The 26,392-nt window shown below is 40.4% G+C and carries 37 protein-coding genes and 1 pseudogene; 34 read left to right on the top strand and 4 right to left on the bottom strand.

Annotated elements, in window-relative coordinates; all coding sequences use genetic code 11:
• Nucleotides 1-4: 4 nt before the first annotated feature.
• The 28 genes and pseudogenes from rpsS (at nucleotide 5) to IPJ16_04670 (ending at nucleotide 17,260) form a co-directional block, all read left to right on the top strand.
• Complete coding sequence (rpsS, locus tag IPJ16_04805) at nucleotides 5-268, top strand: 30S ribosomal protein S19 (GenBank protein MBK7626509.1); 264 nt, start codon at nucleotides 5-7, stop codon at nucleotides 266-268.
• Nucleotides 269-297: 29 nt separating this feature from the next.
• A complete protein-coding gene (rplV, locus tag IPJ16_04800; protein ID MBK7626508.1) occupies nucleotides 298-717 on the top strand; it encodes a 50S ribosomal protein L22 in 420 nt (139 codons plus the stop codon).
• A 5-nt stretch (nucleotides 718-722) separates the two neighbouring features.
• Nucleotides 723-1,421 (top strand): 30S ribosomal protein S3, encoded by a 699-nt coding sequence (rpsC, locus tag IPJ16_04795; GenBank protein ID MBK7626507.1) that lies wholly within the window; start codon nucleotides 723-725, stop codon nucleotides 1,419-1,421.
• A gap of 37 nt (nucleotides 1,422-1,458) precedes the next feature.
• Nucleotides 1,459-1,881: a 50S ribosomal protein L16 gene (rplP, locus tag IPJ16_04790; GenBank protein ID MBK7626506.1), complete on the top strand. Its 423-nt coding sequence runs from the start codon at nucleotides 1,459-1,461 to the stop codon at nucleotides 1,879-1,881.
• Between the two features lie 13 nt (nucleotides 1,882-1,894).
• Nucleotides 1,895-2,101, top strand: coding sequence for a 50S ribosomal protein L29 (gene rpmC, locus IPJ16_04785; GenBank protein MBK7626505.1), 207 nt, complete (start codon nucleotides 1,895-1,897; stop codon nucleotides 2,099-2,101).
• A 6-nt stretch (nucleotides 2,102-2,107) separates the two neighbouring features.
• Nucleotides 2,108-2,365, top strand: coding sequence for a 30S ribosomal protein S17 (gene rpsQ, locus IPJ16_04780; protein MBK7626504.1), 258 nt, complete (start codon nucleotides 2,108-2,110; stop codon nucleotides 2,363-2,365).
• Between the two features lie 2 nt (nucleotides 2,366-2,367).
• Nucleotides 2,368-2,733: a 50S ribosomal protein L14 gene (gene rplN, locus IPJ16_04775; protein ID MBK7626503.1), complete on the top strand. Its 366-nt coding sequence runs from the start codon at nucleotides 2,368-2,370 to the stop codon at nucleotides 2,731-2,733.
• A gap of 18 nt (nucleotides 2,734-2,751) precedes the next feature.
• The gene (gene rplX, locus IPJ16_04770; GenBank protein MBK7626502.1) at nucleotides 2,752-3,075 is read left to right on the top strand and encodes a 50S ribosomal protein L24; all 324 of its coding nucleotides are present in this window, start codon (nucleotides 2,752-2,754) and stop codon (nucleotides 3,073-3,075) included.
• Nucleotides 3,075-3,626: a 50S ribosomal protein L5 gene (gene rplE / locus IPJ16_04765; protein MBK7626501.1), complete on the top strand. Its 552-nt coding sequence runs from the start codon at nucleotides 3,075-3,077 to the stop codon at nucleotides 3,624-3,626. The genes rplX and rplE overlap by 1 nt, the downstream gene beginning before the upstream one ends.
• A 4-nt stretch (nucleotides 3,627-3,630) precedes the next feature.
• A complete protein-coding gene (rpsN, locus tag IPJ16_04760; GenBank protein ID MBK7626500.1) occupies nucleotides 3,631-3,900 on the top strand; it encodes a 30S ribosomal protein S14 in 270 nt (89 codons plus the stop codon).
• Nucleotides 3,901-3,939: 39 nt separating this feature from the next.
• Nucleotides 3,940-4,338, top strand: a complete 399-nt coding sequence (gene rpsH / locus IPJ16_04755; GenBank protein ID MBK7626499.1) for a 30S ribosomal protein S8 — start codon at nucleotides 3,940-3,942, stop codon at nucleotides 4,336-4,338.
• Nucleotides 4,339-4,354: 16 nt separating this feature from the next.
• On the top strand, nucleotides 4,355-4,909 hold the full coding sequence (rplF, locus tag IPJ16_04750) for a 50S ribosomal protein L6 (GenBank protein MBK7626498.1): 555 nt from the start codon (nucleotides 4,355-4,357) through the stop codon (nucleotides 4,907-4,909).
• A 20-nt stretch (nucleotides 4,910-4,929) separates the two neighbouring features.
• A complete protein-coding gene (gene rplR, locus IPJ16_04745) occupies nucleotides 4,930-5,289 on the top strand; it encodes a 50S ribosomal protein L18 (protein MBK7626497.1) in 360 nt (119 codons plus the stop codon).
• 6 nt (nucleotides 5,290-5,295) lie between these two features.
• Nucleotides 5,296-5,811 (top strand): 30S ribosomal protein S5, encoded by a 516-nt coding sequence (gene rpsE, locus IPJ16_04740; GenBank protein ID MBK7626496.1) that lies wholly within the window; start codon nucleotides 5,296-5,298, stop codon nucleotides 5,809-5,811.
• 14 nt (nucleotides 5,812-5,825) lie between these two features.
• Complete coding sequence (gene rpmD / locus IPJ16_04735; GenBank protein MBK7626495.1) at nucleotides 5,826-6,005, top strand: 50S ribosomal protein L30; 180 nt, start codon at nucleotides 5,826-5,828, stop codon at nucleotides 6,003-6,005.
• A 29-nt stretch (nucleotides 6,006-6,034) separates the two neighbouring features.
• Nucleotides 6,035-6,481 (top strand): 50S ribosomal protein L15, encoded by a 447-nt coding sequence (rplO, locus tag IPJ16_04730; protein ID MBK7626494.1) that lies wholly within the window; start codon nucleotides 6,035-6,037, stop codon nucleotides 6,479-6,481.
• A 4-nt stretch (nucleotides 6,482-6,485) separates the two neighbouring features.
• Entirely contained in the window at nucleotides 6,486-7,814 is a 1,329-nt protein-coding gene (secY, locus tag IPJ16_04725) for a preprotein translocase subunit SecY (GenBank protein MBK7626493.1), read from the top strand.
• 19 nt (nucleotides 7,815-7,833) lie between these two features.
• Nucleotides 7,834-8,610 (top strand): type I methionyl aminopeptidase, encoded by a 777-nt coding sequence (map, locus tag IPJ16_04720; GenBank protein MBK7626492.1) that lies wholly within the window; start codon nucleotides 7,834-7,836, stop codon nucleotides 8,608-8,610.
• A gap of 4 nt (nucleotides 8,611-8,614) precedes the next feature.
• On the top strand, nucleotides 8,615-8,833 hold the full coding sequence (gene infA / locus IPJ16_04715) for a translation initiation factor IF-1 (protein ID MBK7626491.1): 219 nt from the start codon (nucleotides 8,615-8,617) through the stop codon (nucleotides 8,831-8,833).
• Nucleotides 8,834-8,848: 15 nt separating this feature from the next.
• The gene (gene rpmJ, locus IPJ16_04710; GenBank protein MBK7626490.1) at nucleotides 8,849-8,965 is read left to right on the top strand and encodes a 50S ribosomal protein L36; all 117 of its coding nucleotides are present in this window, start codon (nucleotides 8,849-8,851) and stop codon (nucleotides 8,963-8,965) included.
• A 39-nt stretch (nucleotides 8,966-9,004) separates the two neighbouring features.
• The gene (gene rpsM, locus IPJ16_04705; protein ID MBK7626489.1) at nucleotides 9,005-9,382 is read left to right on the top strand and encodes a 30S ribosomal protein S13; all 378 of its coding nucleotides are present in this window, start codon (nucleotides 9,005-9,007) and stop codon (nucleotides 9,380-9,382) included.
• A gap of 7 nt (nucleotides 9,383-9,389) precedes the next feature.
• Nucleotides 9,390-9,779 (top strand): 30S ribosomal protein S11, encoded by a 390-nt coding sequence (gene rpsK / locus IPJ16_04700; protein ID MBK7626488.1) that lies wholly within the window; start codon nucleotides 9,390-9,392, stop codon nucleotides 9,777-9,779.
• A gap of 106 nt (nucleotides 9,780-9,885) precedes the next feature.
• On the top strand, nucleotides 9,886-10,494 hold the full coding sequence (gene rpsD, locus IPJ16_04695; protein ID MBK7626487.1) for a 30S ribosomal protein S4: 609 nt from the start codon (nucleotides 9,886-9,888) through the stop codon (nucleotides 10,492-10,494).
• A gap of 19 nt (nucleotides 10,495-10,513) precedes the next feature.
• Nucleotides 10,514-11,506: a DNA-directed RNA polymerase subunit alpha gene (locus tag IPJ16_04690; protein ID MBK7626486.1), complete on the top strand. Its 993-nt coding sequence runs from the start codon at nucleotides 10,514-10,516 to the stop codon at nucleotides 11,504-11,506.
• Between the two features lie 28 nt (nucleotides 11,507-11,534).
• Nucleotides 11,535-12,077: a 50S ribosomal protein L17 gene (rplQ, locus tag IPJ16_04685; GenBank protein MBK7626485.1), complete on the top strand. Its 543-nt coding sequence runs from the start codon at nucleotides 11,535-11,537 to the stop codon at nucleotides 12,075-12,077.
• 101 nt (nucleotides 12,078-12,178) lie between these two features.
• Nucleotides 12,179-13,457, top strand: a pseudogene (gene eno, locus IPJ16_04680) (phosphopyruvate hydratase).
• 798 nt (nucleotides 13,458-14,255) lie between these two features.
• Nucleotides 14,256-16,154: a menaquinone biosynthesis decarboxylase gene (locus IPJ16_04675; protein MBK7626484.1), complete on the top strand. Its 1,899-nt coding sequence runs from the start codon at nucleotides 14,256-14,258 to the stop codon at nucleotides 16,152-16,154.
• Nucleotides 16,155-16,210: 56 nt separating this feature from the next.
• Nucleotides 16,211-17,260, top strand: a complete 1,050-nt coding sequence (locus IPJ16_04670) for a SpoIIE family protein phosphatase (GenBank protein MBK7626483.1) — start codon at nucleotides 16,211-16,213, stop codon at nucleotides 17,258-17,260.
• Here the strand turns inward: IPJ16_04670 and IPJ16_04665 are convergent.
• Entirely contained in the window at nucleotides 17,253-18,602 is a 1,350-nt protein-coding gene (locus tag IPJ16_04665) for a response regulator (protein ID MBK7626482.1), read from the bottom strand. The two genes, IPJ16_04670 and IPJ16_04665, sit on opposite strands and share 8 nt — an antisense overlap.
• A 145-nt stretch (nucleotides 18,603-18,747) precedes the next feature.
• On the opposite strand from IPJ16_04665, the gene IPJ16_04660 reads away from it, so the two are divergent.
• The 6 genes from IPJ16_04660 to hutH all read left to right on the top strand — a co-directional run bounded on the left by IPJ16_04660 (nucleotide 18,748) and on the right by hutH (nucleotide 24,882).
• On the top strand, nucleotides 18,748-19,500 hold the full coding sequence (locus IPJ16_04660) for a hypothetical protein (protein ID MBK7626481.1): 753 nt from the start codon (nucleotides 18,748-18,750) through the stop codon (nucleotides 19,498-19,500).
• Nucleotides 19,501-19,510: 10 nt separating this feature from the next.
• On the top strand, nucleotides 19,511-20,356 hold the full coding sequence (locus IPJ16_04655; protein MBK7626480.1) for a hypothetical protein: 846 nt from the start codon (nucleotides 19,511-19,513) through the stop codon (nucleotides 20,354-20,356).
• Nucleotides 20,357-20,409: 53 nt separating this feature from the next.
• Nucleotides 20,410-20,766, top strand: a complete 357-nt coding sequence (locus IPJ16_04650; GenBank protein ID MBK7626479.1) for a DUF4870 domain-containing protein — start codon at nucleotides 20,410-20,412, stop codon at nucleotides 20,764-20,766.
• A 91-nt stretch (nucleotides 20,767-20,857) separates the two neighbouring features.
• Nucleotides 20,858-21,721, top strand: a complete 864-nt coding sequence (gene ppk2 / locus IPJ16_04645) for a polyphosphate kinase 2 (GenBank protein MBK7626478.1) — start codon at nucleotides 20,858-20,860, stop codon at nucleotides 21,719-21,721.
• Nucleotides 21,722-21,972: 251 nt separating this feature from the next.
• Nucleotides 21,973-23,349, top strand: coding sequence for a histidine--tRNA ligase (locus IPJ16_04640; GenBank protein MBK7626477.1), 1,377 nt, complete (start codon nucleotides 21,973-21,975; stop codon nucleotides 23,347-23,349).
• Nucleotides 23,350-23,391: 42 nt separating this feature from the next.
• Nucleotides 23,392-24,882 carry a histidine ammonia-lyase gene (gene hutH / locus IPJ16_04635; protein MBK7626476.1) on the top strand — a complete coding sequence of 497 codons (1,491 nt, stop codon included), beginning with the start codon at nucleotides 23,392-23,394 and terminating at the stop codon, nucleotides 24,880-24,882.
• On the opposite strand, the gene IPJ16_04630 is transcribed toward hutH, so the two are convergent.
• Genes IPJ16_04630 through IPJ16_04620 form a run of 3 tightly spaced genes read right to left on the bottom strand, consistent with a single transcriptional unit; the run spans nucleotide 24,877 to nucleotide 26,352 of the window.
• Nucleotides 24,877-25,341, bottom strand: coding sequence for a hypothetical protein (locus IPJ16_04630; GenBank protein ID MBK7626475.1), 465 nt, complete (start codon nucleotides 25,339-25,341; stop codon nucleotides 24,877-24,879). The two genes, hutH and IPJ16_04630, sit on opposite strands and share 6 nt — an antisense overlap.
• A gap of 10 nt (nucleotides 25,342-25,351) precedes the next feature.
• The gene (locus IPJ16_04625) at nucleotides 25,352-25,774 is read right to left on the bottom strand and encodes a hypothetical protein (GenBank protein ID MBK7626474.1); all 423 of its coding nucleotides are present in this window, start codon (nucleotides 25,772-25,774) and stop codon (nucleotides 25,352-25,354) included.
• A 32-nt stretch (nucleotides 25,775-25,806) separates the two neighbouring features.
• Nucleotides 25,807-26,352, bottom strand: coding sequence for an RNA polymerase sigma factor (locus tag IPJ16_04620; protein ID MBK7626473.1), 546 nt, complete (start codon nucleotides 26,350-26,352; stop codon nucleotides 25,807-25,809).
• Between the last annotated feature and the right edge of the window lie 40 nt (nucleotides 26,353-26,392).

Genomic DNA, 26,392 nt, shown 5'->3' with positions numbered 1-26,392 from the left:
TATTATGAGTAGATCAATTAAAAAAGGCCCTTTCATTGATTTCAAACTTGAGAAAAGAGTTGTTGAAATGAATGCAGGACAGAAGAAATCAGTGGTCAAGACATGGTCAAGAAGATCAGTAATCTCACCTGATTTTGTAGGACATACTATAGCAGTTCATAACGGGAACAAGTTTATCCCCGTTTACATTACCGAGAACATGGTAGGCCATAAATTAGGCGAATTTTCACCTACCCGTACTTTCAGGGGTCACTCTGGTAATAAATAAGTAATGTAAACATTGAAAAACATTTAGAAATGGGTGCAAGAAAAAGAAATACAGCTGACCAGAAAAAAGAGGCCGCCAAGAGCAGATATCAGGCGATCCTCAGAAACTGTCCGACTTCTCCGCGGAAAATGAGACTCGTTACAGATCTTATAAGCGGAATGGAAGTTAACAAAGCACTTGATGTCCTCAAGTTCAGTTCACAGGAGGCATCTCGCAGAATGGAGAAGCTTCTCCTGTCCGCTATTGCCAACTGGCAGTCGAAAAATGAAGGTATCAGAGTCGAAGACAGCAACCTGTACGTAAAACTGGTTCATGTCGACGGCGGACGTTCACTTAAAAGACTCCAGACAGCACCGCAGGGTAGGGCTTACAGGTTGAGAAAAAGATCAAACCATGTAACTCTCGTGCTTGACAGTAAGATTAATGAAGTTGAAAAAACATCAAACTAGAACAGATGGGACAAAAAGTAAATCCGATAGGTAACAGATTAGGTATAATCAAAGGATGGGATTCAAACTGGTACGGTGGAAAAGACTTCTCCGGCAAACTGGTTGAGGATACAAAAATCAGGGAATACCTGAATGCCAGGCTCGCAAAAGCCAGTCTTTCCAAGATTATTATTGAAAGAACACTGAAGCTTATCACTGTAACTGTTAACACTGCACGTCCGGGTATTATCATCGGAAAAGGCGGACAGGAAGTTGACAAGCTGAAGGAAGAACTCAAGAAAATTACAAAGAAAGAGGTTCAGATAAACATCTTTGAAGTAAAACGTCCGGAGCTTGATGCCAATATCGTTGCAAACAATATTGCACGTCAGCTCGAAGGTAAAATCTCTTACCGTCGTGCCATCAAAATGTCGATCGCCTCTACAATGCGTATGGGTGCAGAAGGAATAAAAATTATGATCTCCGGTCGTCTGGGCGGCGCTGAAATGGCCAGAAGCGAATCATATAAGGAGGGTCGTATTCCGCTTCATACATTAAGAGCAGATATAGATTATGCTCTTGCTGAAGCTCATACAAAAGTAGGTCTCCTTGGTGTTAAGGTATGGATCTGTAACGGTGAAGTTTTCGGAAAGAGAGATCTCAGCCCGAACATCGGAGCAAGAAATGCCAAGAGCAAGAGCCTTAAAAGGAAAACAAAGAAGTAAGATACTTAGTAAATAATTTTATAACAATATTTGAGCAATGTTACAACCGAAAAGGACCAAATTCAGGAGAGCCCAGAAGGGAAGAATGAAAGGCAATGCACAAAGAGGCAACCAGCTGGCATTCGGGTCATTTGGTATCAAAGCACTTGAAGAGCATTGGATCACAGGAAGGCAGATCGAAGCAGCTCGTCAGGCCGTTACACGTCACATGAAACGTGAAGGCCAGTTGTGGATCAGGATATTCCCCGATAAACCTATAACAAAGAAACCTGCAGAGGTTCGTATGGGTAAAGGAAAAGGAGCACCTGAAGGATTTGTGGTACCAATAACTCCGGGCAGAATAATACTCGAAGCCGAAGGTGTACCATACGAAGTTGCAAAAGAGGCTCTCCGTCTGGGAGCTCAGAAACTTCCGATAACAACAAAATTTGTTATAAGACGCGATTACGTACAGGAATAATAATTAGAGAATAATGAAAACTTCAGAAATAAAAGAATTAAGCACCCCCGATCTTCTCGAGAGGATCGATACAGAGAGGACAATGCTCGTTCGTATGAAGCTTAACCATGCAATCACTCCGCTTGATAATCCACAAAAGGTTAAAGAAGTGAAACTTACGATTGCACGCCTGCTAACCGAATTGCGTACAAGAGAGTTGAATAAAAAATCAAATAGCTAGTCAGCAATGGAAGAAAGGAATCTTAGAAAAGAGCGAATTGGTGTGGTTGTCAGCACAAAAATGGACAAGTCCATCATCGTAGCCGTTAAAAGGAAAGTTAAACACCCTATTTATGGCAAGTTTATTAACAAGACAAAAAAGCTGATGGCGCACGACGAAGAGAATACATGCGGCGTTGGTGATACCGTACGTATATCAGAAACCAGGCCTTTGAGCAAGAACAAGGCTTGGAGACTAATTGAAATAATCGAAAGAGCTAAGTAATCATGATACAACAGGAAAGCAGATTGTCCGTAGCCGATAATTCAGGTGCTAAAGAAGTTTTATGCATCAGGGTACTCGGTGGTAGCAAGAAAAGATATGCTACCGTAGGTGATAAAATTGTTGTGAGTGTGAAATCCGCACTTCCTTCAGGTGAAGCAAAAAAAGGTACTGTGAGCAAAGCAGTTGTCGTCAGAACAACAAAAGAGATCCGTCGTCCCGATGGTTCCTATATCAGATTTGACGATAATGCTGTGGTTCTCCTCAACAACGTAAATGAAGTACGCGGAACTCGTATCTTCGGGCCCGTTGCAAGGGAACTCCGCGATAAGTACATGAAGATTGTTTCATTAGCACCTGAAGTGTTGTAATATATTAAATACACAACGATGCAGAAGAAGACACATATAAAAAAGGGAGACACCGTTATGGTTATAACAGGTGAATCAAAAGGCCAGAAAGGCCGGGTTCTGGAAGTCGACAGAGAAAAGACAAGAGCAATTGTTGAAGGTGTTAACATGGTATCAAAACATACCAAGCCAAACGCAAAAGCTCCTCAGGGCGGTATTGTTAAAAAAGAGGCACCGGTGCATATTTCAAATCTTATGCTCATCGATCCTACTTCAGGCAAACCTACCCGCGTCGGCAAGAGACTGAACGAAAAAGATAAATTAGTGCGTTATTCAAAAAAATCAGGAGAGGAGATCAAGTAATGTACATACCTGCGCTAAAAACCAAGTATAATGACGAGATCGTCCCTGCATTGATGAAGGAATTCGGATATAAATCGATAATGCAGGTTCCCAGGTTAGAGAAGATTGTTATCAACCAGGGTGTAGGACAGGCTATTGCAGACAAGAAGCTGCTGGAATATGGTGTGAAGGAACTATCTGATATAGCCGGACAAAAAGCTGTTCAGACTTTCTCTTCGAAGGATATTTCAAACTTCAAGCTGAGAAAGAACATGCCCATCGGCATAATGGTGACATTACGCAAAGAGAGGATGTATGAGTTTCTTGAGAGATTGATCTCTGTGGCCCTGCCACGTATCCGCGACTTTAAAGGGATAAATTCAAAACTCGACGGAAGAGGTAACTATACTCTCGGAGTTACTGAACAGATCATCTTTCCGGAGATTGACCTTGACAAAATTGCAAAGATCATGGGTCTCCAGGTAACATTTGTGACCTCAACAAACTCTGATGAGGAAGCTTTGGCTCTGCTCAAACATTTTGGATTACCATTTAAAAACAATAAAAACTAGTAATATGGCTAAGATATCCATGGTAGCCCGCGAAGTAAAACGCGCAAAACTGACTGAGAAATATGCTGCTAAAAGAGCAAAGCTTAAAGCCGAAGGAGATTATGTCGGATTAAGCCGTCTCCCAAAGAATTCAAACGCAAACAGAATGCACAACCGTTGCAAACTGACCGGACGTTCAAGAGGCTATATGAGACAGTTTGGTATAAGCAGGATTACATTCAGGGAAATGGCATCATTCGGTCTTATCCCGGGTGTGAAAAAAGCCAGCTGGTAATAAACAGAATAAATTAAAAACTATATTAAATAACAGAAGATGACTGATCCAATTGCAGATTTACTGACCAGAATAAGGAACGCCATTATGGCCGGTCATAAGGTTGTTGAGGCTCCAGCATCCAATCTTAAGAAAGAGGTTGCCAGAATTCTTTTCGAAAAAGGTTATATCCTCAGTTATAAGGTTGTTGAAGGTGATGGACCACAGGGTGTGCTGAAAATTGCTCTCAAATATAATGCAAAGAGCAAGAAACCCGCAATCAAAGAAATTCAGAGAGTCAGCCGTCCGGGACTCCGCCAGTATACCGGATTTGAAGAGATGCCAAGAGTACTTAACGGACTCGGTATCGCAATTATCTCAACCTCAAAAGGTCTTATGACTGATAAAGAGGCTAAAAAAGAGAAAATAGGCGGTGAAGTATTATGTTATGTTTACTAATTAGGAGGATAGCTTAATGTCACGAATAGGAAAATTACCTGTAAACCTGCCAAAAGGCGTTACTGTCAGTGTCAGTGACACCAACATGGTTAGTGTGAAAGGCCCCTTGGGAACGTTAACTCAGGCAGTTGACCCCGACCTGAAGGTGGAAGTGGTGGAGAATGAAGTAATTCTGTCGAGACCATCAGAATCAAAAAGTCATAAATCGTTGCACGGTTTGTACCGCGCACTTATCCACAATATGGTGGTAGGTGTTTCAGAAGGTTATAAAAAAGAACTTGAACTCGTTGGAGTTGGTTACAGGGCAGAGGCAAAAGGACAAAATCTTGAGATGAGCCTTGGTTTTTCTCACGAAGTAATTCTTCAGCTTCCGAATGAAGTTAAAGTTGAGACTAAAACTGAAAGAAGGGCAAATCCGATTATCACCCTTACATGCATCGATAAGCAGCTTATCGGACATGTGGCTGCAAAAATCAGATCACTCCGTCCGCCGGAACCTTACAAAGGAAAAGGAATCAAGTTTGTTGGAGAACAGCTAAGAAGGAAGGCTGGAAAATCTGCTAGTGTTTAATCTGGTAAAAGTAAAAAATCATGGCCTTAACTAAGTTGGAAAGAAGAACAAGGATCAAAATGAGGATCCGCAAGAAAATAAACGGAACTGCTGAAGCACCAAGACTGGCAGTATACCGTAGCAATAAACAGATATATGTTCAGGTTGTTGACGATCTGAATGGTGTTACTATACTGTCGGCATGCTCTAAAGAGAAAGATATTGCTGCCCAGACAGGTATTAAGAAAATTGAACAGGCTAAACTCGTGGGAAAACTTCTTGCTACCAAATGCAAAGAAAAAGGTATTGAGAAAGTTGTTTTCGACAGAAGCGGTTATAAATATCACGGCAGAGTAAAATCATTGGCTGATGCAGCCCGCGAAGGCGGATTAAAATTCTAATGAATTATGGGAAACGGTATAAGAAAAGTTAAAACCAGCGATCTCGAGCTTAAAGACAGGCTTGTTAGCATTCAGAGAGTAACCAAAGTTACCAAAGGTGGTCGTACATTCAGTTTTTCTGCCATAGTTGTGGTGGGAAATGAAGATGGAATCGTCGGACATGGCCTTGGTAAAGCAAGTGAAGTTACTACAGCTATTGCAAAAGGTATCGAAGATGCTAAGAAGAATCTGATAAAAGTACCTGTTCATAATGGTACTATACCTCATGAGCAGATTGCCAAATTCGGCGGTGCTAAAGTATTCATCAAGCCAGCGTCTCCGGGAACCGGTGTTAAGGCTGGTGGTGCTATGCGTGCAGTTCTTGAAAGTGTTGGTGTGCATAATGTGCTTGCAAAGTCGAAAGGTTCATCAAACCCTCACAACCTTGTGAAAGCAACATTCGCTGCTCTTCTCGAAATGAGAGATGCATTCTCGATTGCTGAACACAGAGGTGTTGCAATGGATAAAGTTTTTAACGGTTAGTAAAGAAGATTACGATGGCAAAAATTCGTATCACCCAGGTGAAAAGTAAAAACGGAAAACCAGAAAGACAGAAGAGAACTCTCGAAGCTCTCGGTATCCGTAAATTAAACCATAGCGTTGAACATGAAGCTACTCCCCAGATCTTAGGTATGGTAGTGAAAGTAAGCCATTTGGTTAAAGTTGAAAATATTTAAGGTATTAAACACATTTATAATACAAAGTTATGGATTTGAGTAACTTAAGACCTGCTAAAGGATCGGTTAAAAAAGGTAAGCGTCTCGGTAGGGGCCAGGGCTCCGGTAAAGGTGGAACTTCCACCAGAGGACATAAAGGCGCGAAATCCAGATCAGGTTATAGTAAGAAAGTAGGATTTGAAGGAGGCCAGATGCCACTTCAGAGACGTGTTCCAAAATACGGATTCAAAAATGTTAACCGCAAAGAGTACAAAGGTATTAATATAAGTACCCTTCAGACTATTGCAGATCAGCATAATCTTGAAAAAATCGATTTTGAGATACTTGTATCGGCTGGATATGTTTCAAAAAATGCACATGTTAAAATCCTGGGAAAAGGAACTCTTGAGAAAAAACTCGAAGTTCATGCCCACGCATTCAGCAAATCAGCAATCGAAGCAATCGAAGCAAAAAAGGGAACCGCTGTAATACTGTAATTTCATGAGACTGATTCAGACTATAAAAAATATCTTTAAGATAGAAGACCTCAGGGCGAGGTTACTCTATACTTTTGGAATCATTTTATTGTACAGACTGGGTAAATACATTACCCTTCCGGGCATCGACCCATCACAACTAGCAGGTCTTAAGGATCAAACATCTTCCGGTATAATGGGACTGCTCGATATGTTCTCAGGAGGTGCATTCTCGCAGGCTTCAATTTTCGCCCTGGGTATCATGCCTTATATTTCTGCATCCATCGTGGTACAGCTGCTAGGTATAGTATTCCCTTATTTCCAGAAGTTACAGAAAGAGGGTGAGAGCGGAAGACGTAAGATGAATCAGTATACAAGATATCTAACTGTTGCTATCCTTGTTTTACAAGCTCCAACGTATCTTTTAAATCTTCAGGCACAACTTGACCCATCTGCGTTTGTCCTTTCAGGATTTTTCTTTAAGTTCTCCTCTGTTGTAATTCTTACTGCAGGTACAATGTTTGTGATGTGGCTTGGAGAAAAAATTACTGATAAGGGTATCGGAAACGGTATCTCACTTATAATAATGATTGGTATTGTTGCCCGTATGCCGGCAAACTTCGTTTTCGAAGTAGGTGCAAGGTTAAACGGTGCTGGCGGATTTATTGCTGTAATTGTTGAGGTTGTGTTTCTGTTTGTTGTTGTACTTGGTACAATACTTCTTGTACAGGGAACACGCCGCGTACCGGTTCAGTATGCAAGAAGAATTGTAGGAAACAAGCAGTATGGAGGCGTACGTCAGTATATACCTCTTAAGGTTAATGCTGCCGGTGTTATGCCTATCATTTTTGCCCAGGCAATCATGATGCTTCCTATAATTATTGCCGGATATGCAGATTCTAGTTCAGCATTTGTTGTTGCATTCTCCAATATGTACGGATTCTGGTATAATCTTGTAACTGCAATATTGATTATTGTCTTTACTTATTTTTATACCGCAATTACTATCAATCCGGTTCAGATGGCAGAAGACATGAAGAAAAACGGAGGATTTATTCCGGGTATCAAACCGGGAAGAAAGACTGTGGAATTCTTCGACACAATTATGTCGAGGATCACTTTCCCGGGTTCTATCTTCCTTGCTATAGTAGCTATACTTCCTTCACTGGCGGTAAAGGCTACAGTAACTCCTCAGTTTGCTCAGTTTTTTGGAGGCACATCTCTTTTAATCCTTGTAGGTGTTATTCTTGATACTTTACAACAGATTGAAAGTCATTTGCTTATGCGTCATTATGATGGTCTGATGAAATCAGGCCGTGTTAAAGGCAGATCAGGCGCCGTAACATCGGTATAATATAGTTTAGCGTTCTTTGATGTTGTATTTTAAGACTGATGAAGAGGTAGGGTTGTTAAGAGAAAGCAATTTGCTGGTGTCGAGGACACTTGCTGAAATGGCTTCAATTATCAAACCGGGGATTACCACTCTTTATCTCGATAAAATTGCTGAATCGTTCATTCGCGATAATGGTGCGACTCCGGCTTTTAAGGGATATGGTGGTTTTCCGAATACACTCTGCACATCTGTCAACGACGAAGTGGTTCACGGAATCCCGTCATCCTATGTTCTTAAAGAGGGTGATATAATATCAGTCGATTGCGGAGTGATATTAAACGGATGGTATGGCGACAGTGCTTTTACTTTTCCGGTTGGTGAGATAAGTGAAGAGATAAGACGATTGCTCGATTTTACCCGGGCTTCTCTTGAGGAAGGAGTTAAGGAGGCTGTTGCCGGAAACAGGATTGGAGATATCTCCAGTGCAGTTCAGACTAAAGCAGAAAGCGGAGGTTACTCTGTAGTCAGAGATCTGGTAGGGCATGGGCTGGGGAAGAAATTACACGAACCGCCTGAGGTAGCTAACTGGGGAAAAAAGGGAACAGGACCGAAGATGGAAAAAGGTCTTGTAATCTGTATCGAGCCGATGATAAACTCCGGGAAAAAGGAGACTATACAGATGAAAGATGGCTGGACAATTAAAACAGCCGACGGCAAACCATCAGCACATTTTGAATATGCCGTTGCTGTTGATAAAGGAAAAGCAGACGTATTAACCACTTTTGAGTTTATAGATAAAGTTTTAAATAAATTGTAATCGTATGGCGAAACAAGCATCAATTGAGCAGGATGGCACAATCATCGAAGCCCTGTCAAATGCAATGTTCAGGGTGGAGCTCGAAAACGGACATGTGATAACAGCACATATTTCGGGAAAGATGAGAATGCACTATATCAAGATTCTGCCAGGCGATAAAGTAAAAGTGGAAATGTCACCATATGATTTAACTAAAGGAAGAATAACATTCAGGTATAAATAAGAAATATTAACGGTAATGAAAGTAAGAGCATCTGTTAAAAAGCGCAGCGCTGACTGTAAAATCGTCAGGAGAAAAGGTCGCATTTACGTTATTAATAAGAAAAATCCCAAGTTCAAACAGAGACAGGGATAATTTTAACTAATTTTGCAACTCATTTAAGAAAAGTTTTATATGGCACGTATTGTTGGTGTAGATTTACCAAGAAATAAAAGAGGCGAAGTTGGCCTGACTTACATCTACGGAGTAGGCAGAAGCATAGCTCAAAGGGTACTCGATGAGGCTGGTGTTGACCGGAATGCAAAGGTTCAGGAATGGACCGATGATCAGATCAACAACATCCGTAGAATTCTGAATGATAACTATAAGCTGGAAGGTGAGCTCCGCTCGGAAACTCAGATGAATATCAAAAGGCTTATGGATATTGGCTGCTATCGTGGTGTTCGTCATAGAATTGGTCTCCCGGTAAGAGGACAGAGTACCAAGAATAATGCAAGAACCCGCAAAGGGAGAAAGAAAACTGTTGCAAACAAGAAAAAAGCTACTAAATAAATAGATTATGGCAAAGAAGACTGGAGCATTAAAAAAGAGGGTTGTTAAGGTTGAACCTACAGGCCAGGCACATGTTCACTCATCATTTAATAACATTATTGTTACACTGACAAATAATTCAGGTCAGGTTATTTCATGGGCATCTGCTGGTAAAATGGGATTCAAAGGTTCAAAGAAAAACACACCTTATGCTGCACAGATGGCATCCGAGGAATGTGGAAAGGTTGCTTATGATCTTGGATTAAGGAAAGTAAAGGTATTCGTTAAAGGTCCGGGTTCAGGTCGCGAATCAGCTATCAGATCAATCAGCAATGTTGGTATTGAGGTAACTGAAATCGTCGACGTTACACCAATGCCTCACAATGGTTGCCGTGCTCCCGGAAGAAGAAGAGTGTAAATAATTGCGGAATGCGGATTTGGGATTGCGGATTTTGAAATCCGAAATCGAAAATCCGAAATCCGAAATAATAATAAAAGTAACTAAGTTCAAAAATTTTATACAAATGGCAAGATATACTGGCCCAAAAACAAGAATAGCAAGAAAATTCGGCGAAGCCATTTTCGGTGCCGATAAGCACCTGGAAAGGAAGAACTTTCCCCCCGGGCAGCATGGAATGAACAAGAAGAGAAAGAAGACTTCTGAATATGGCGTTCAGCTCAGAGAAAAGCAGAAAGCAAAATATACTTATGGAATGCTTGAGCGTCAGTTCCGCAATACTTTTGAAAAAGCTTCAAGAAGTAAAGGCGTTACCGGTGAAGTACTCCTTCAGTTGCTCGAAGCACGTCTCGATAACGTGGTATATCGTCTGGGTGTTGCTCCTACAAGAGCAAGCGCACGTCAGCTGGTTTCTCACAGACATATTACTGTGAACGGATCAGTTGTAAGCGTTCCCTCTTTCCAGCTTAAACCGGGTGATATAATTGGGGTTCGCGAGAAATCAAAATCTCTTGAGAATATTGTTGATTCACTTACAACAAGAAAATTTACTAAATTTTCATGGCTCGAGTGGGACGATACACAAATGGCAGGTAAATTTATGAACGTGCCTGAACGTACTGATATTCCTGAAAACATCAAGGAACAGCTTATAGTTGAATTGTATTCCAAGTAATAATATTAAGAAAAATTCTATGGCCATTTTATCATTCCAGAAGCCTGATAAAGTAATAATGCTGGAAGCGGACGAAAAGTACGGAAAATTCGAATTCCGTCCGCTTGAACCTGGCTATGGTATTACTGTCGGCAATGCACTGAGAAGAATTCTTCTCTCTTCGCTTGAAGGTTTTGCCATTACAACTGTTAAGATCGAGGGCATAGACCATGAGTTCTCTACTATAACCGGTGTTATGGAGGACGTTACCGAGATAATACTTAACCTTAAACAGGTACGTTTTAAGAGAACTGTTGAAGATGTTGATCATGAAAAAGTAACAATAAAAGTCAGTGGTCAGGAAGTATTTAAAGCAGGCAACCTTAATAACGCTCTCAGCAGCTTTGAGGTCCTGAATCCAGAACTGGTGATCTTCAGAATGGAAACCGATGTAAAAATGCAGATCGAGGTTACCATAAACAAAGGAAGAGGTTATGTGCCAGCTGAAGAGAATGAACCTGCCGACAGCGAATTCGGTCTCATCGCAATTGATGCTATTTTCACACCTATTAGGAATGTGAAATACTCTGTTGAGAATTATCGTGTTGAGCAGAAGACTGACTACGAAAAACTTCTTTTCGAAATAGAAACTGACGGTTCAATTCACCCGAAAGATGCTCTTAAAGAAGCTGCAAAAATCCTCATATATCATTTCATGTTATTCTCAGATGAGAAAATTACTCTCGACTCAGACGACAAGATGGCTAATGAGGAATTCGATGAAGAAGTACTGCATATGCGCCAGCTGCTGAAAACCAAACTGGTCGATCTCGACCTTTCTGTGAGGGCTCTTAACTGCCTTAAAGCAGCTGAAGTTGATACACTTGGCGACCTTGTAAGGTTTAACAAGAACGACTTGCTTAAATTCAGAAACTTTGGAAAAAAATCACTTACTGAGCTTGATGAGTTGCTCGAAAATATGAGTCTTTCATTTGGGATGGATGTAAGTAAATATAAGTTAGAGAAAGATTAATTTGAAAACTGGTTAAGGAAATAGAGAAATGCGACATTCAAGAGTTATTAACCATTTAGGAAGAACAAGTTCACACAGGAAGGCGATGCTTGCTAACATGGCAACATCACTTATCCTTCATAAAAGGATTACAACAACAACTGCTAAAGCAAAAGCACTGCGTACCTATGTTGAACCTCTTATCACTAAATCGAAAGAAGATTCAACACACTCAAGAAGAGTGGTTTTCAGCTATCTGAAAGATAAGACTGCAGTTGCTGAACTGTTCAGAGAAGTATCCCCGAAGATCGGCGAAAGACCAGGCGGATATACTCGTATATTGAAAACAGGCCACAGGATCGGAGATAATGCCGATATGTGTATTCTCGAGCTGGTTGATTATAACGAAGCTATGCTTGGCGGTGAGGCTGCCAAAACCAAAACTACCCGCAGAAGGAAGACTTCAAAGAAAAAAGATGAGGTAGAAGGCGAAGTTAAAGCACCTAAGGCTGCTAAGGAAAAAGTAAAAAAAGCAGATGAACCTGCAGCAAAGAGTAAAGAGAGTGCCGAAGAGGCCGCTCCTGAAGAGTAAAAAAATGTTTGAAGAAATATTTTAAAGGAAAGGGATAAGTCATAAAGGCTTTATCCCTTTTTTTGTATATTGCATTATTGTTTAATAATAAATAAAAAATTATGGGTCAGATAGTTAGTGTTCATGCTCGTGAGATTCTTGATTCCCGCGGCAATCCGACAATTGAAGTTGAAGTATCAACAGCCAGCGGCTTTTTTGGCCGTGCTGCAGTACCATCAGGTGCATCTACTGGAGAAAATGAAGCTCTTGAATTACGTGATGGCGATAAGGCTCGTTATCTAGGAAAAGGTGTCCTTAAAGCTGTTCATAATGTTAATAACGTTATAGCTGAAGAGGTTATCGGTCTCGATGTAACCGATCAGGCCGGCATCGATAAGAAAATGATCGATCTCGACGGCACCAAAACAAAAAGTAACCTTGGAGCAAACGCTATTCTTGGTGTATCTCTGGCGGTCGCTAAAGCTGCAGCTGCTTACCACGGACTTCCATTATTCCGTTATATAGGTGGTGCAAATGCAGTAACTCTTCCGGTACCTATGATGAATATTATCAACGGCGGATCTCACTCTGATGCCCCAATTGCTTTCCAGGAATTCATGATCAGACCTGTTGGCGCTTCTTCTTTTAAAGAAGGTCTTCGCTGGGGTACTGAAGTTTTCCATTCATTGAAGAAAGTCCTTAAAGAGCGCGGATTAAGCACTGCAGTTGGTGACGAAGGAGGTTTTGCTCCAAAACTCGACGGGACTGAAGATGCTCTGGAGACTATTATCAAGGCAATTACAGCGGCAGGTTACAAGGCCGGTTCCGATATTACTATCGGTCTCGACTGTGCTGCATCTGAATTCTATAAGGAAGGTCTCTACAACTACTCAAAATTCGAAGGTCCCAAAGGTGCCAGAAAAACCTCAAAAGAACAAGTTGATTTTATTGAACAGCTAGTTACAAAATATCCTATCGATTCAGTTGAAGACGGTATGGCAGAAGGTGACTGGGACGGCTGGAAAATGCTTACAGACCGGATTGGAAAGAAATGCCAGATTGTAGGTGATGACCTGTTTGTTACAAATGTGGAATACCTTAAAAAAAGGTATCGATATGGGTTGCGCAAACTCAATCTTGATCAAAGTAAACCAGATTGGTTCACTTACTGAGACCCTTCAGGCAATTGAAATGGCTCACAGGGCTGGCTATACAAGTGTTACTTCACACCGCTCAGGTGAGACAGAAGATACCACTATAGCTGATATCGCAGTAGCAACTAACTCAGGTCAGATTAAAACAGGTTCTGCTAGCAGAACCGACAGGATCTGCAAGTACAACCAGCTTCTCAGAATTGAAGAGGAACTGGGTGCACTGGCTGTATACGGCTATAAAAAATAGACCATATTAAATTCAGATAGAAAGGCTGTCCTCAGGGATGGCCTTTTTTTTGCCCCACAACCCCCCTGAAGGGGGCTAATTCTCAATAAATGAGTAGATTAAGATATGTGACGGAGTTAGTCCCCCTTTAGGGGGATGGCCGCATTGCGGCCAGGGGGCGCACATCCCGACGTTATTAACAATTGTTGATAACATCTGTTGAAACCAGGTTTATAACAACGACCATCTTTCTATTGTTTTTTAAGAATCCTGATGTAAATTTGATTCTATCAGGTGAGCGATAAAAGACTGCTCGAACGATGTGGAAACGGAAAAGGTTACTTAATTGAGACACGATCCGTTTCGGTCAGACCTCCGGGTCTGCGCACCATGAGAGCCGAAGCCTGAACTTAGAGGACTCAACGTCCGCGATGTTCAGTAGGTCAACGAAAACCGGAAACGTTCTTTCAGCGATTGAGTCACAGGGCTTCAGACTGCGACGGGCTTCGGCCCCGGGCTAACTGAAACTGATGCCTGATCCTCCGGGAAATAAGCAACAGCGCCTGAATGACACTTCGTCCCCGAAGTCCCGCCGCAAGGCAGGAAAAAAGGACAGCCCGACGGTTCTGCTGTAACAGGCAAAACCCGAAAGCCATGGGTTGCAAAAAAGGATCCCGTATCCTGAGTAAGCAGCCGGTCACAATAACAGTAATCTGACATCGTTAGCAGCCTCGGCTGAAAACGGTGAATGGGAACTACTCCTAGCGAATAGTTCCCATTATTGTTTTATATATCTTTGAGATTCAATTGTAGACTTATATGGCTTATCCGGGACTGATAACTTTCATCAATGCTCTTGAGAAAAAAAATGAACTCCTGAGAATAAATACATTCGTCGATCCGGTTCTGGAAATAACCGAGATTACCGACAGAATAACTAAATCCTCAGGAAAAGCTCTCCTTTTTGAGAATAACGGTACTGATTTCCCCGTACTGATTAATGCTTTTGGGTCTGACAGCAGAATGGCAATGTCAATCGGAAGAGCAGATCTCGACGATGCAGGAGCAGAGATTGAAAATCTATTCAGCAGGATGACCGATAACAGTGGCGGTATCCTTAAAAAAATATCATCGCTTCCCTCTCTGATCAGGCTGGCAGGTATATTGCCTTCACGTTTACGAAGAAAAGGATCATGCCAGCAGGTAATCCACATGAATCCCGACCTGGGAATACTTCCTGTTCTGAAATGCTGGCCGCATGATGGCGGAAGATTCATTACCCTACCTATGGTGCACACCGTCAATCCGGAAAACGGTAAGACAAATGTCGGTATGTACAGGATGCAGATTTTAGATAAGAATACAACAGGAATGCACTGGCAGCGTCACAAAACAGGAGCAAATCATTTTGAAGCCTGGAAAAAGACCGGAAAAAGGATGCCTGTTTCTGTTGCTCTGGGCGGTGATCCGGTTTATACTTATGCAGCTACAGCACCTCTTCCGGAAAATATTAATGAGTATATTCTTGCAGGATTTCTCAGAGGTAAAAAAGTTAAAATGGTCAGGTGTCTGACAAATGATCTGTACGTGCCTTATGATGCAGATATTATTATTGAAGGGTATGTTGACCCGGCTGAGGAACCTGTGTGGGAAGGACCTTTCGGTGACCATACCGGATTCTATTCTCTGGCAGACTGGTATCCAAAATTCCATGTGACCTGTATCACCCATTCCCGTAAAGCAATATATCCGGCTACAATAGTTGGTATCCCGCCACAGGAAGATGTTTGGCTTGCAAAGGCAACTGAAAGGATCTTCCTCTCTGCTGTAAAAATGGCAATTCAGCCTGAAATAGTTGATTTTCACATGCCGGATGCAGGAGTAGCTCATAACCTTGTGATAGTGAAAATAAAAAAATCATATCCAGGACAGGGCATGAAAGTACTGAATTCTCTGTTCGGGGCCGGACAAATGATGTTTTCAAAATACCTGGTAGTTGTAAGTGGCAATATTGATATAAGAGATTATTCCGGATTGCTCGTTCATATCTTTGAAAATACAGATCTTGGTAAAGACCTGTTATTTACAAAAGGACCTCTCGATGTACTTGATCATTGCTCCGATAACTTCTCATTTGGAGGTAAGGCAGGCCTCGATGCTACAATTAAACATCCGGAAGAACTCAATGGAAGGAAAGCAGCCCCGGATAGGATTAATGAGCAAATCTCAAATTTCAAAACTGATTTTCTCAGAACAGACTTAATTAAAGATTATAACTCCCACCTGGTTTCGTCTTATATTCCTGTTCTGATTCTGTCGGTTAACATTTCTGAGGATGCCGGTGTTATCGACAAAATTCAAATCCTTCTGGAGTCCAATGATCCTGATTCCATTTTCAAACTTGTAATTGTTGTTGATCATACTGTAGATACTTCAGATATCCATACTGTTGCATGGCAGCTTCTTGGCAACTCTGATCCTCAGCGCGATCACAGATATTTTTCCAATGGAACTCTGTTACTTGATGGAACTATAAAAGCATTCAGAAAGGGAGGATTTCCCAGAAAATGGCCGAATGTAGTGTGCTCTGATCCCGATACGATTTCTGCAGTTGATAAGAAATGGAATACTCTGGGAGCAGGAAAATTAATTGAGTCACCATCCGTTAAATACCGCTTATTGCTTGGAAAAGGTAAGGATGAATTGTACATTAGTTAGTTATCATACTTATTTTCAGCGAAGGCAGATAAGAGGTACGGATAAATAGTCTATTTTTGTACTATCTGATGGGACTCTATTTAAGTACATATAGTTACACTCATTATAGCGGCTTTTATTTGATTTCAGCCTTTGGTACTGATGTCAGCACAATTGGTTCTTCCGGCTCTCCGTTCCGTTTTATACTTTATGGTGCTATTGTAATAGCCCTTGTTTATTGGCTGGTTAAGTCGCAGACCAGAATGCTTATCAAGACTAAAAACCTGCTTAAAGAAAAGGAACAGGCCCTGTTGATGATCGAGCAACAGAAAGTAGCACTTGAGTTGCGCGACAAAAATATCACCGACAGCCTTATTTATGCGCAAAGAATACAGGAGGCATTGCTTCCTTCAGAAGAATATTTCAGGAGCCATTTCTCTGATTCTTTCATTCTTTTTAAGCCTAAGGATATTGTCAGCGGAGATTTTTTCTGGATAGGAGAGAAAGGCAATAAAGTATTTGTTGTTGCAGCCGATTGCACTGGTCATGGTGTTCCCGGCGCACTCATGTCTATGATCGGACTTGAAATTATCGAAAAGACTATCAATGAAGACAACATAGAATTACCCTCTCAAATACTCGCTATACTGAATAAAGGATTGGAAAAGACCTTTAGCAGGGAGAAAAATATCGGAACAATTATCAGGGACGGAATGGATATTGGGCTTTGTGTTATTGATAAGGAAAAGAAGAAACTAAATTTTGCAGGTGCATTTTTCCCTCTCTATCTTATCCGTAATGACAGCTTGATAGAGATTAAAGGTGATAAGATCATTATTGGAATGAATCCTGACGGGGTATCATATAACGACAGTGAGATTGACCTTAAAGAGGATGATATAATTTATATCTTCTCTGATGGTTACGTAGACCAGTTCGGAGGATCAGAGAATAAAAAATTCATGTACCGCAGGTTCAGGTATCTTCTGCTTACTATTCACCACTTCCCTGTTAATGACCAGAAAGCGATTCTTGATGAGAATATTAAAACATGGATTGGGCGCAATGAACAGGTTGATGATATTATGGTAATCGGGTTCCGCCCTATGGTTAAATCAACTAAATAATCTTCTTTATTTTTTCAAGAAGAGCTGCAGGCTGAAATGGTTTGCTGATGTAATCATCTATACCTGCAGAGAGGCATTTTTCTTTATCACCTATCATGGCGTTAGCGGTTATCGCAATTATCGGAACATGAGAATTAGTAGTCGATTCCAGTGCCCTGATCTTTTCGGCAGCTAAGAGGCCGCTCATTATCGGCATCTGTATGTCCATAAGAATAAGATCATAGTTTGATGTGCCGAACTTATCAAGTGCCTCTTTACCATTGGAGGCAGTGTCTATACTGTTTACAAGCGGGCTGAGAGTAAGAAGGGTGATCTTCTGATTAATCAGGTTATCTTCAACCAGGAGTATTTTAATGTCTTTCAACTCTTTATGGGTTTTCTCCTTTGGAATAAGCTCTTCCATCTTCGGGGAAACCGTTTTTTGTCGCGGCTCAGTTGCAGAATTAGTGAATGGAAGATATATGTTCAAAATGGTATGATTTGTACCGATCTCCTGACTGAATGTTCCATTGCCTGAAGAAATGAGCCGCGCAGTAAGATTATTGTTTCCGGCCGATTCATTTATAAGCACAATACTCTTATCAGTTTGAATTCTGAATGCAATAATATTTTCCAGTTCACTCTCCCTGGTCTTTTTGAGATTAATTGTAACCTTTATAGCTCTGTCAGAAACCTGGTCCTCAATAGTATTGAATAGATCAAGAAATATTTGTTTGAGTATAATAGGATCTCCTAAATATTCCTGATCGATGAAATCTTTTTTATTCAGTATGAAATCGATGTTTGCTTTATCCTTAAGACTATAGAGTTCGAATGTGTTCTGGATAGTAGATAACAGGTTGAATCTGATTGCTTTTCGCGGTTCATAACTAAGATTACCGGCAGATTGCATCGATAATTCATTCACAGTGGTGACCATGTTATTGGTTGATGCAATAAAAGTCTCAAGCAATTCTTTCTGTTTTTTCTGAAGACCCGATTCCATCAACATATCAGCAATGATAACCAGATTGTTAAGGGGTTCCCTTATCCTGTGAGAGAAATCTGTAATTACATCATCCTTTTTCTCATTCAGGGAATAAAATTCGGAAAAGGAGTCTTTAAATTTCTTATTTACTTCAATTGTTTTCCTGAAAACCATTATTCCCAAAACTGCAGCTGCTATTATCAGACATCCGGCAATTAGCCTCTGGTCAACCGAAATAAGAAGGATTGCCGCGATTAGGCAAAAGAGTGCAACAATTGAATATGTCTCAATTTTCTTCCGGTTCCTGTTAAAAATTTCCTCAGAAGATCTGTTCAATGAATCTGGAATATCTTTTTGCCCGGTTTCGCTAACCATGTATTAAAACATTTAAGGTTCTGTAAAAATAATCAAAATAAGTAATAAATATACATCAACTGATTTTAACAACCTTTAATGGAAAACATTAAATTTGCCCTTTTCGGTACAATATTTGAAATGAGAAGGTAAAACATAGATTAACATGGCAGTTGGGATAAGGAATATTTTGGTTATAAGCTTTTTCATTTCAGCATTTGCATATTTCCCGGTTTCTGCACAGGAAAAGGAGGGAATGGTCAGATATACACCCGATTTCAGGTTCAAAGATGGTATTTATCTGAACTTTGACCAGGTTCGATTGAATAGTCCTATACCTAAAGCCAAACTCTTAACATCTGTTGATTATAACGACAGGGAATTCTTTAAGAAAGTCATGGAGATGGACAAAATCTATTTCTACGATAATATGGGCATCAGACAGGAGATCGCCAAGAACATGATATGGGGTTATTCCCGTAATGGAGTATTATATGTTCAGATCCAGGAGAACTTCAACAGGATAACTTTTGTAGGGAGTATCTGCCATTTCGTTGCCGATATCACAACTTACGATTCGCGTTACAATAATTCTCCGTACGGTTATTATGATCCTTACTATTCCCCTTACGGATACAGTAATTATTATTCACCCTACTCATACTATTCGCCTTACTCACCTTATTCACCATACAGGCAATCAAATGTGAGCCGGAATGAGCTGAAACAATATTTAATTGATTTTGAGAGTGGTAAGGTTATTGAGTTTGACATTGAGAATACTGAACTTTTGCTGATGAAAGATAATCAGCTGTATGAGGAGTATATTCAGCTGTCGAGGAAAAAGAAAAAGGAACAGATGTTTGTTTATATCAGAAAGTTCAATGAGAAGAATCCATTGTATATCCCAGTAAATTAATACGCCAGATATGAAAAAGATTTCATTTGCCCTTGTATTGTTTTTTTACTCACTGTTGCTTACTGCACAGGCCCCTTTCCCGAGTAAAGATGAGATAAAACAGTTTACTGCATCCAAAACCTGTGTTGTTCTGGAAGATGATCCTTTCTCCACGTACAATGCTTATATAACAGAAGCAGTAAAAGCTTACTGGAAAATAACTCCTTATGAGATCATTTCAATTGCAGATTTTAATGTCAAGAGGCTCAATCCTGCATATTCATTTATTGTACTTACACAGACCAATTTTGAGAAGGACAAAACAAATGGCCTTTTTAATTTTGTTAATCTGCTTCAGGGTAAAAACGTTAACAAGCTGGGAGAGAATCCTGAAATCTGTGCAATTCCACTCTCTTTCGCAGGCGAGGACGACCTTGATTACAGCTATAAGCTTGGTGCTATACTTGCTTTTATGCAAAAACATGCTCAGATGATTTCAGAAGATCCTTCATTAACAGGGAGAAAGTATCTGAAGTATTATAATAAGTATATCCCCGAAGTGCAGAATAAAACAATACTTGTAAAACTGGAGGATCTCGCACCTGAAATTTCCTCAATCGATAAAATAAAATCTATTTATAATAATAAGATTGAAATTGTTACAGAGGAAGATATTGTAAAAGCTATTGATAATAAGAGTGCCAATACAGTAATCCTTCATAAAGTCGGTCCTGTTGGCGAAAGAAACTCAGGTTACTGTTTTAAGATGCTTATTGGTACAGATGATGCAAACATGTATTATTATAACCAGCACCTGATAGATAAATCTAATCCAAATGGCTTGTTACCTGCCGATCTTAAGAGGCTTGCTAAATAGAATTGATGCAGCATTGGGGAAATAGATCCGTCTTTTAATAAAACTTGAAGGTCATGGAAGAGAATAAGATATTATCCGAAACAGAAAGAAACTGGTCAATGCTGTGCCACTTGTCAGCTTTTGCAGGTTTCTTCTTCCCTTTTGGGGCAATTTTAGGCCCGATGATTTGCTGGTTATCTAAAAGAGATGAATCCGCCTGGGTTAATATTAACGGTAAGGCATCTATGAACTTTCAGCTCTCTATACTTCTGTATATGGTGCTTGTAGTTCCATTATGCTTCATTATTATAGGCTTCCCGCTGCTTTTTATCCTTCTTACACTTAAAGTTGTCTGTATCACAATTGCAAGCATAAAAGCTTCAAAAGGAGAACTCTTCAGATATCCTTTATCTATTCCGTTTATTCAATAGTTAGGTATTGCGGATTCCTGATTGCGGGTTGCGGATTTTGAAATCCCAAAATTATTTGGTATATTTCTTTCTTATTTTAATATTCTGAATCATGGGACATTCAAAAGGAAAGAAACCCGCTAAAGCAAAAGTTGCTGAAAAGGTTGGTGAATATCGTGATATTGAACCTGAAAAAAGGAAAAAAATCGACAAGAAGGAATATGAAGAACTTCTTCTTAAACAGGAAATTGAGCTGGTTAAGCTCCAGGAATGGGTAAAAGCCAAAAAGCTGAAGATCGTTGTCGTTTTCGAAGGACGCGATGCAGCAGGTAAAGGTGGAGTAATAAAAACAATTGCCGGCTGTCTCAATCCCAGAATATGCAAAATTGTTGCTCTTGGCATTCCTACCGAAAAGGAGAAAACCCAATGGTATTTCCAGAGATATGTCTCCCAGCTTCCCGCAGGAGGAGAGATAGCTCTTTTCGACAGAAGCTGGTATAACAGGGCAGGTGTTGAGAAAGTAATGGGATACTGTACAAATGATGAATATGAGGAATTTCTGCGCTCATGCCCTGAGTTTGAAAGGATGCTAATAAGATCAGGAACAATCCTGATAAAATACTGGTTCTCAGTAAGTGATCATGAACAGGAAAAACGATTCCAGGACAGGATCAAAGACCCCACAAAACGATGGAAAATCAGTCCGATGGATGTCGAATCACGCGATAAATGGGTTGAATATTCTATGGCCAAAGACAAAATGTTTGCTTTCACCGATACCAAACAGGCTCCATGGCATGTTGTTCATGCTGATGACAAAAAACGGGCCCGTCTGAACACTATTGATCACCTTCTTTCGATGATTCCTTATGAGGATCTGACACCAAAACCGTTCAAACTGCCGCCATTAAAGCACAATACGGCTTATGTAAGGCCTCCGGTTACCGACCAGACATTTGTGCCTGAAAAATACTGATTAATCAGGAAATTTATTTGTAGAGACGCCATGCATGGCGTCTCTGCTTATTTTTATACAGATCTCTGCTTGTTTTTATATCAATCTTAGACGCCAGGCAGGGCGTCTCTACATGTGTTATATCAATCTTAGACGCCAGGCATGGCGTCTCTACATGTTTTGACCCAATCTGCATTTCTCCCTTTTAGATTCTGGTTATCTTTTATACTTTTGTCTTTGTTCTTTTATCTTTTATCCTTTATCCTGATAATATGTCCTCAAAACCATCCATTCCTAAAGGAACCCGCGATTTCTCAACAGAGGAGATGCTGAGACGTGAATATATTTTTGAAACAATCAAACAGGTATTCAGATTGTACGGTTATCAGCCTATCGAGACTCCTGCCATGGAGAACCTTACAACCCTTATGGGAAAGTACGGAGAGGAGGGTGATAAGTTGTTGTTCAGAATCTTAAATTCGGGTGATTTCTTATCTTCAGTTAATGATGAAGAGCTGCTTAAGCGCGAAGGAGCAAGACTCTCTTCAAAGATGTGCGAAAAAGGCCTGAGATATGACCTTACAGTGCCCTTCGCCAGATATGTGGTTCAGCACAGGGATGAAATAACTTTCCCGTTCAAGAGGTACCAGATTCAGCCGGTATGGAGAGCCGACAGACCACAAAAAGGAAGGTACCGTGAGTTCTTTCAGTGCGATGTTGATGTAATCGGCAGTGACTCATTATTAAATGAATACGAACTAATAAAGATTATTGATGAGATCTTTGGCAAGCTGAACGTCTCTGTCGTTATAAAAGTCAATAACAGGAAAGTCTTATCCGGTATTGCAGATTTTATAGGTGAGGCTGAGAGAATTACCGATATAACTGTAGCCATTGACAAAATTGACAAAATAGGAATAGATGCTGTTAATGCGGAATTGATTTCCAAAGGTCTTTCTGCTCAGGCAATTGCAGCTCTTAAACCTCTTCTCGAACTTAGCGGTAACACAGCTGTAAAACTTGAAAAATTAAGTCATCTCCTGGCAACCTCTGAAGCAGGCATGAAAGGAATAGCGGAGCTTACTACTCTGTTTAAATACATTGAGAGCTCTCATATGAATTGTCAGGTAGAACTTGATCTTACTCTCGCTAGAGGCCTGAACTATTATACCGGAGCAATTATTGAAGTTAAATCTAAAGATGTAAGTATAGGAAGTATCTGTGGAGGAGGCCGGTATGATAATCTTACCGGAGTATTTGGAATGGAAGGTGTTTCCGGCGTCGGGGTCTCTTTCGGTGCCGATAGGATATATGATGTGATGAATCAGCTCGGTCTTTTTGAGCATTTAAAAGTCTCAGCTACAGAAGTGCTGTTTGTAAATTTCGGGGATAATGAATCTCTTTATGCCATCAGTATCCTAGATCAGCTGCGTATGATGGGTATCCGATGTGAGCTTTATCCTGATGCGGTAAAGTTAAAGAAGCAGATGTCCTATGCCGATTCCAGAAAGATACCGTATATTATAATTGCCGGAGAAGATGAAATAAAAACCAGATCTGTAACTGTTAAGGTAATGTCTACCGGTGAACAGAAAAAGATGTCTGTTGATGATTTAAGTTCATTTATAAAGAATGAGCTTGGTTCCTGATCTTTAATGATTGCTTGAAATTCAACCTAAAACAAAAATCTGATGAACTTCAATATTTCACCTGAAAATCTTGCTCTTGAAACACTCTGGGATATTCTGAATAAAGGTGGAAAACTTTCACTTTCAAAGGAATCAGCAGTTCTTATAAACTCATGCAGGACGTACCTCGACCATAAACTGGAGAACAATAAAACGCCAATTTATGGGATCACAACCGGTTTCGGTTCGCTGCATAAGAAAACAATCAGCAGCGATCAGCTGAATAAGCTTCAGGAAAATCTCGTTATGTCGCACGCCTGTGGAACCGGACCTGTTGTAAAAGAGGAGATTGTACGATTAATGCTTCTTCTGAAGATACATGCCCTGAGTCTTGGAAAATCGGGTGTTCAGATTGAGACTGTACAGAGGTTGATAGATTTCTTCAACGAAGGAATCTCTCCCGTCATTTATGAGCAGGGCTCCCTGGGTGCATCGGGCGATCTGGCGCCTCTTGCTCACCTTGTACTGCCATTGCTTGGTATGGGAGAGGTGACATACAAGGGGGAAACCTGTGAATCGGAAGTTATCCTTAAAAAATTCGGATGGTCACCTGTCGAACTCAAATCAAAAGAGGGGCTTGCTCTTCTTAACGGGACACAGTTCATGGCTTCCTATGGCGTTTATATTATTTCTATGGCTGAGAGGCTTTCATTGTTCGCCGACATTGCTTCAGCAGTTTCGCTGGAAGCATACAATGGAAGACCCGACCCGTTTTTTGAGATAGTCCATACTATCAGGCCGCATAAGGGACAACTGGCTACCGCAAGGGCGATAAGGGAAATGTTAAAGGGAAGCGAGATCTTTTCGCAATACAAAGAACATATTCAGGATCCTTACTCTTTCCGTTGTATACCCCAGGTACACGGGGCCAGCAAGGATGCGATAAGCTATGCCAAATCAGTTATTGTTACGGAAGTTAATTCTGTTACAGACAATCCGACAATTTTCCCGGAAGAAGATCTGATTGTCTCGGGAGGCAATTTTCATGGTCAGCCTCTGGCCCTCATTTTCGATTATCTTGCGATCGCACTTGCAGAACTTGGAAGCATTTCGGAGAGAAGGGTTTACCGGTTAATTGCCGGACAAAGGGATATGCCCGAATTTCTTGTTGCAAATCCGGGCCTGAACAGCGGATTCATGATCCCGCAATATACTGCTGCATCAATTGTAAGCCAGAATAAACAGCTCTGTACACCAACTTCAGTTGATTCAATTCCCTCCTCTAATGAGCAGGAAGACCATGTAAGTATGGGAGCAAACGGAGCAACCAGATTATTAAGGGTAGCGGACAACCTTGAAAGGATACTTGCAATTGAGTTGTTTACTGCCATTCAGGCATTTGAGTTCAGAAGGCCCCTCAAATCTTCAGACTTCATTGAAGATCTGGTAAAATCATACAGAAAAACCGTACCATTTATTAATGACGATAAAGTAATGTATGGTGAGATTGCCAAATCAGTGGAGTTCATCAGGAGTTATAAGGTTAACCTATAGATCGCTTCCGGGATTTAACCTTTGTTGCTGCCTGCCCTGCAATTCATTTAAAAGCTGGACTTTGTACTGATTTTCAGCCTGATAAAATCTGATAACCTTTGCCGGGGGGAATACCTCCTTCAGCTTGTTATGAAAAGTAACTGCCAGAGCCGATTCCTGAACAATTGTAGCAGCAAGTTTGTCTCCCATTTCACTTAGCTGGCTGTCGGAGAGAGTGCCTGCGCTTTGATTGAATTTTCTGATTATCATATTTCTTTCAAACTGAATCCTGGTCTTTTGATCCTGGTAATCATTATATACAGGCCAGAACTTTTCTGCTTCGGCGGAACTGAGATCAAGTTTCTTTGTAAAGAATCCGATCTTATAGGCATTTAATTTCTCAAGATTCTGACCCTGGGCTGAGATCTTAACTAAAGGGGCGAACAGAAAAATTAACAGTATTGATAATCCTTTTTTCATGATTCACTGTTTATAATTGTTCAAAAATATCATTTATATCAATGTTTTCGGAGATAAGATAATCAATAATCTCCTCATTACTTATACCTGATTCCATTTCTGAGGTGGATGAGAGAGCTGCATTTTCTTCAAGAGAATACAGATCTATATCATTAATATACAATTCGGGACTCCCTTCAGACACAATTTCAGAGATATTCAGAATTTGTTTTTTTGCTGTTAATAAATTAACAGCAGTATAAGTAATAATAATAAAACCTGCTATAGATGCTGCAATGGCCAGATACGGTCTGAATCTGATCAGCAAACCACCATTTTTTATTACCTGTATTTTGTCAGAAGTGTCAGTAAGAATTTTTCTGTTTACCTCTTCGAAATAGTTTTCAGGTACTTTAAAAGGACTTTTCCCCGGTATGTCATTTAACTTTTTCATCTTTTATTTAGATAGTCAGAAATTAAAAAGGTTTAATCTTCTTCAAGGATTTTTTCAATCTTTTTTACTGCATGATGGTAAGATGCCTTGAGCGCTCCTTCTGAAGTCTTAAGCACTTTGCTCATATCCTCATATGTCATTTCATCAAAGTATTTAAGGTTAAATACAATTCGTTGTTTGTCAGGAAGTTTGAGTATAGCATTCTGTAGTTTTATTTGCGCTTCATCTCCATCGAACCAGGTATTACCCTCATGGGAATTCTCAAAGTAGCTCCCAAGGTCGTCGATTGATATCGCAGAGTTCCTCTTTCTTTTGTTGATAAGAGTAAGGGCTTCATTTGTTGCAATCGTATAAAGCCATGTGTAAAGCGAGCTTTCGCTCCTGAAATCACCAATACTTCTCCATGCATTTATGAAAGTATTCTGAAGGGCATCATCTGCATCTTCGTGCAGTATTACCAGCCGGCGGATATGCCAATACAGTTTTGAGCTGTATTTCTCAACTAAAAGCCGGAATCCCTTATTCAGATCGGTCTTAAGTAAATCAGCAATATTATCGACAGGCTTAAGATTACTCAATTGCAATTCAGATTTTACTCTTAGATGAAGTATATATTAA

The organism is Bacteroidales bacterium (assembly GCA_016709865.1).
Taxonomy (GTDB): Bacteria; Bacteroidota; Bacteroidia; order Bacteroidales; family VadinHA17; genus LD21.
The sequence above is the reverse complement of the archived record's forward strand: the minus strand, read 5'-3'. Positions and strand labels throughout refer to the sequence as shown.

Coding starts and splice junctions, on each gene's coding strand:
- rpsS (MBK7626509.1), top strand. CDS start 5: ATGAGTAGATCAATTAAAAAAGGCCCTTTCATTGATTTCAAACTTGAG.
- rplV (MBK7626508.1), top strand. CDS start 298: ATGGGTGCAAGAAAAAGAAATACAGCTGACCAGAAAAAAGAGGCCGCC.
- rpsC (MBK7626507.1), top strand. CDS start 723: ATGGGACAAAAAGTAAATCCGATAGGTAACAGATTAGGTATAATCAAA.
- rplP (MBK7626506.1), top strand. CDS start 1,459: ATGTTACAACCGAAAAGGACCAAATTCAGGAGAGCCCAGAAGGGAAGA.
- rpmC (MBK7626505.1), top strand. CDS start 1,895: ATGAAAACTTCAGAAATAAAAGAATTAAGCACCCCCGATCTTCTCGAG.
- rpsQ (MBK7626504.1), top strand. CDS start 2,108: ATGGAAGAAAGGAATCTTAGAAAAGAGCGAATTGGTGTGGTTGTCAGC.
- rplN (MBK7626503.1), top strand. CDS start 2,368: ATGATACAACAGGAAAGCAGATTGTCCGTAGCCGATAATTCAGGTGCT.
- rplX (MBK7626502.1), top strand. CDS start 2,752: ATGCAGAAGAAGACACATATAAAAAAGGGAGACACCGTTATGGTTATA.
- rplE (MBK7626501.1), top strand. CDS start 3,075: ATGTACATACCTGCGCTAAAAACCAAGTATAATGACGAGATCGTCCCT.
- rpsN (MBK7626500.1), top strand. CDS start 3,631: ATGGCTAAGATATCCATGGTAGCCCGCGAAGTAAAACGCGCAAAACTG.
- rpsH (MBK7626499.1), top strand. CDS start 3,940: ATGACTGATCCAATTGCAGATTTACTGACCAGAATAAGGAACGCCATT.
- rplF (MBK7626498.1), top strand. CDS start 4,355: ATGTCACGAATAGGAAAATTACCTGTAAACCTGCCAAAAGGCGTTACT.
- rplR (MBK7626497.1), top strand. CDS start 4,930: ATGGCCTTAACTAAGTTGGAAAGAAGAACAAGGATCAAAATGAGGATC.
- rpsE (MBK7626496.1), top strand. CDS start 5,296: ATGGGAAACGGTATAAGAAAAGTTAAAACCAGCGATCTCGAGCTTAAA.
- rpmD (MBK7626495.1), top strand. CDS start 5,826: ATGGCAAAAATTCGTATCACCCAGGTGAAAAGTAAAAACGGAAAACCA.
- rplO (MBK7626494.1), top strand. CDS start 6,035: ATGGATTTGAGTAACTTAAGACCTGCTAAAGGATCGGTTAAAAAAGGT.
- secY (MBK7626493.1), top strand. CDS start 6,486: ATGAGACTGATTCAGACTATAAAAAATATCTTTAAGATAGAAGACCTC.
- map (MBK7626492.1), top strand. CDS start 7,834: ATGTTGTATTTTAAGACTGATGAAGAGGTAGGGTTGTTAAGAGAAAGC.
- infA (MBK7626491.1), top strand. CDS start 8,615: ATGGCGAAACAAGCATCAATTGAGCAGGATGGCACAATCATCGAAGCC.
- rpmJ (MBK7626490.1), top strand. CDS start 8,849: ATGAAAGTAAGAGCATCTGTTAAAAAGCGCAGCGCTGACTGTAAAATC.
- rpsM (MBK7626489.1), top strand. CDS start 9,005: ATGGCACGTATTGTTGGTGTAGATTTACCAAGAAATAAAAGAGGCGAA.
- rpsK (MBK7626488.1), top strand. CDS start 9,390: ATGGCAAAGAAGACTGGAGCATTAAAAAAGAGGGTTGTTAAGGTTGAA.
- rpsD (MBK7626487.1), top strand. CDS start 9,886: ATGGCAAGATATACTGGCCCAAAAACAAGAATAGCAAGAAAATTCGGC.
- IPJ16_04690 (MBK7626486.1), top strand. CDS start 10,514: ATGGCCATTTTATCATTCCAGAAGCCTGATAAAGTAATAATGCTGGAA.
- rplQ (MBK7626485.1), top strand. CDS start 11,535: ATGCGACATTCAAGAGTTATTAACCATTTAGGAAGAACAAGTTCACAC.
- IPJ16_04675 (MBK7626484.1), top strand. CDS start 14,256: ATGGCTTATCCGGGACTGATAACTTTCATCAATGCTCTTGAGAAAAAA.
- IPJ16_04665 (MBK7626482.1), bottom strand. CDS start 18,602: ATGGTTAGCGAAACCGGGCAAAAAGATATTCCAGATTCATTGAACAGA.
- IPJ16_04660 (MBK7626481.1), top strand. CDS start 18,748: ATGGCAGTTGGGATAAGGAATATTTTGGTTATAAGCTTTTTCATTTCA.
- IPJ16_04655 (MBK7626480.1), top strand. CDS start 19,511: ATGAAAAAGATTTCATTTGCCCTTGTATTGTTTTTTTACTCACTGTTG.
- IPJ16_04650 (MBK7626479.1), top strand. CDS start 20,410: ATGGAAGAGAATAAGATATTATCCGAAACAGAAAGAAACTGGTCAATG.
- ppk2 (MBK7626478.1), top strand. CDS start 20,858: ATGGGACATTCAAAAGGAAAGAAACCCGCTAAAGCAAAAGTTGCTGAA.
- IPJ16_04640 (MBK7626477.1), top strand. CDS start 21,973: ATGTCCTCAAAACCATCCATTCCTAAAGGAACCCGCGATTTCTCAACA.
- hutH (MBK7626476.1), top strand. CDS start 23,392: ATGAACTTCAATATTTCACCTGAAAATCTTGCTCTTGAAACACTCTGG.
- IPJ16_04630 (MBK7626475.1), bottom strand. CDS start 25,341: ATGAAAAAAGGATTATCAATACTGTTAATTTTTCTGTTCGCCCCTTTA.
- IPJ16_04625 (MBK7626474.1), bottom strand. CDS start 25,774: ATGAAAAAGTTAAATGACATACCGGGGAAAAGTCCTTTTAAAGTACCT.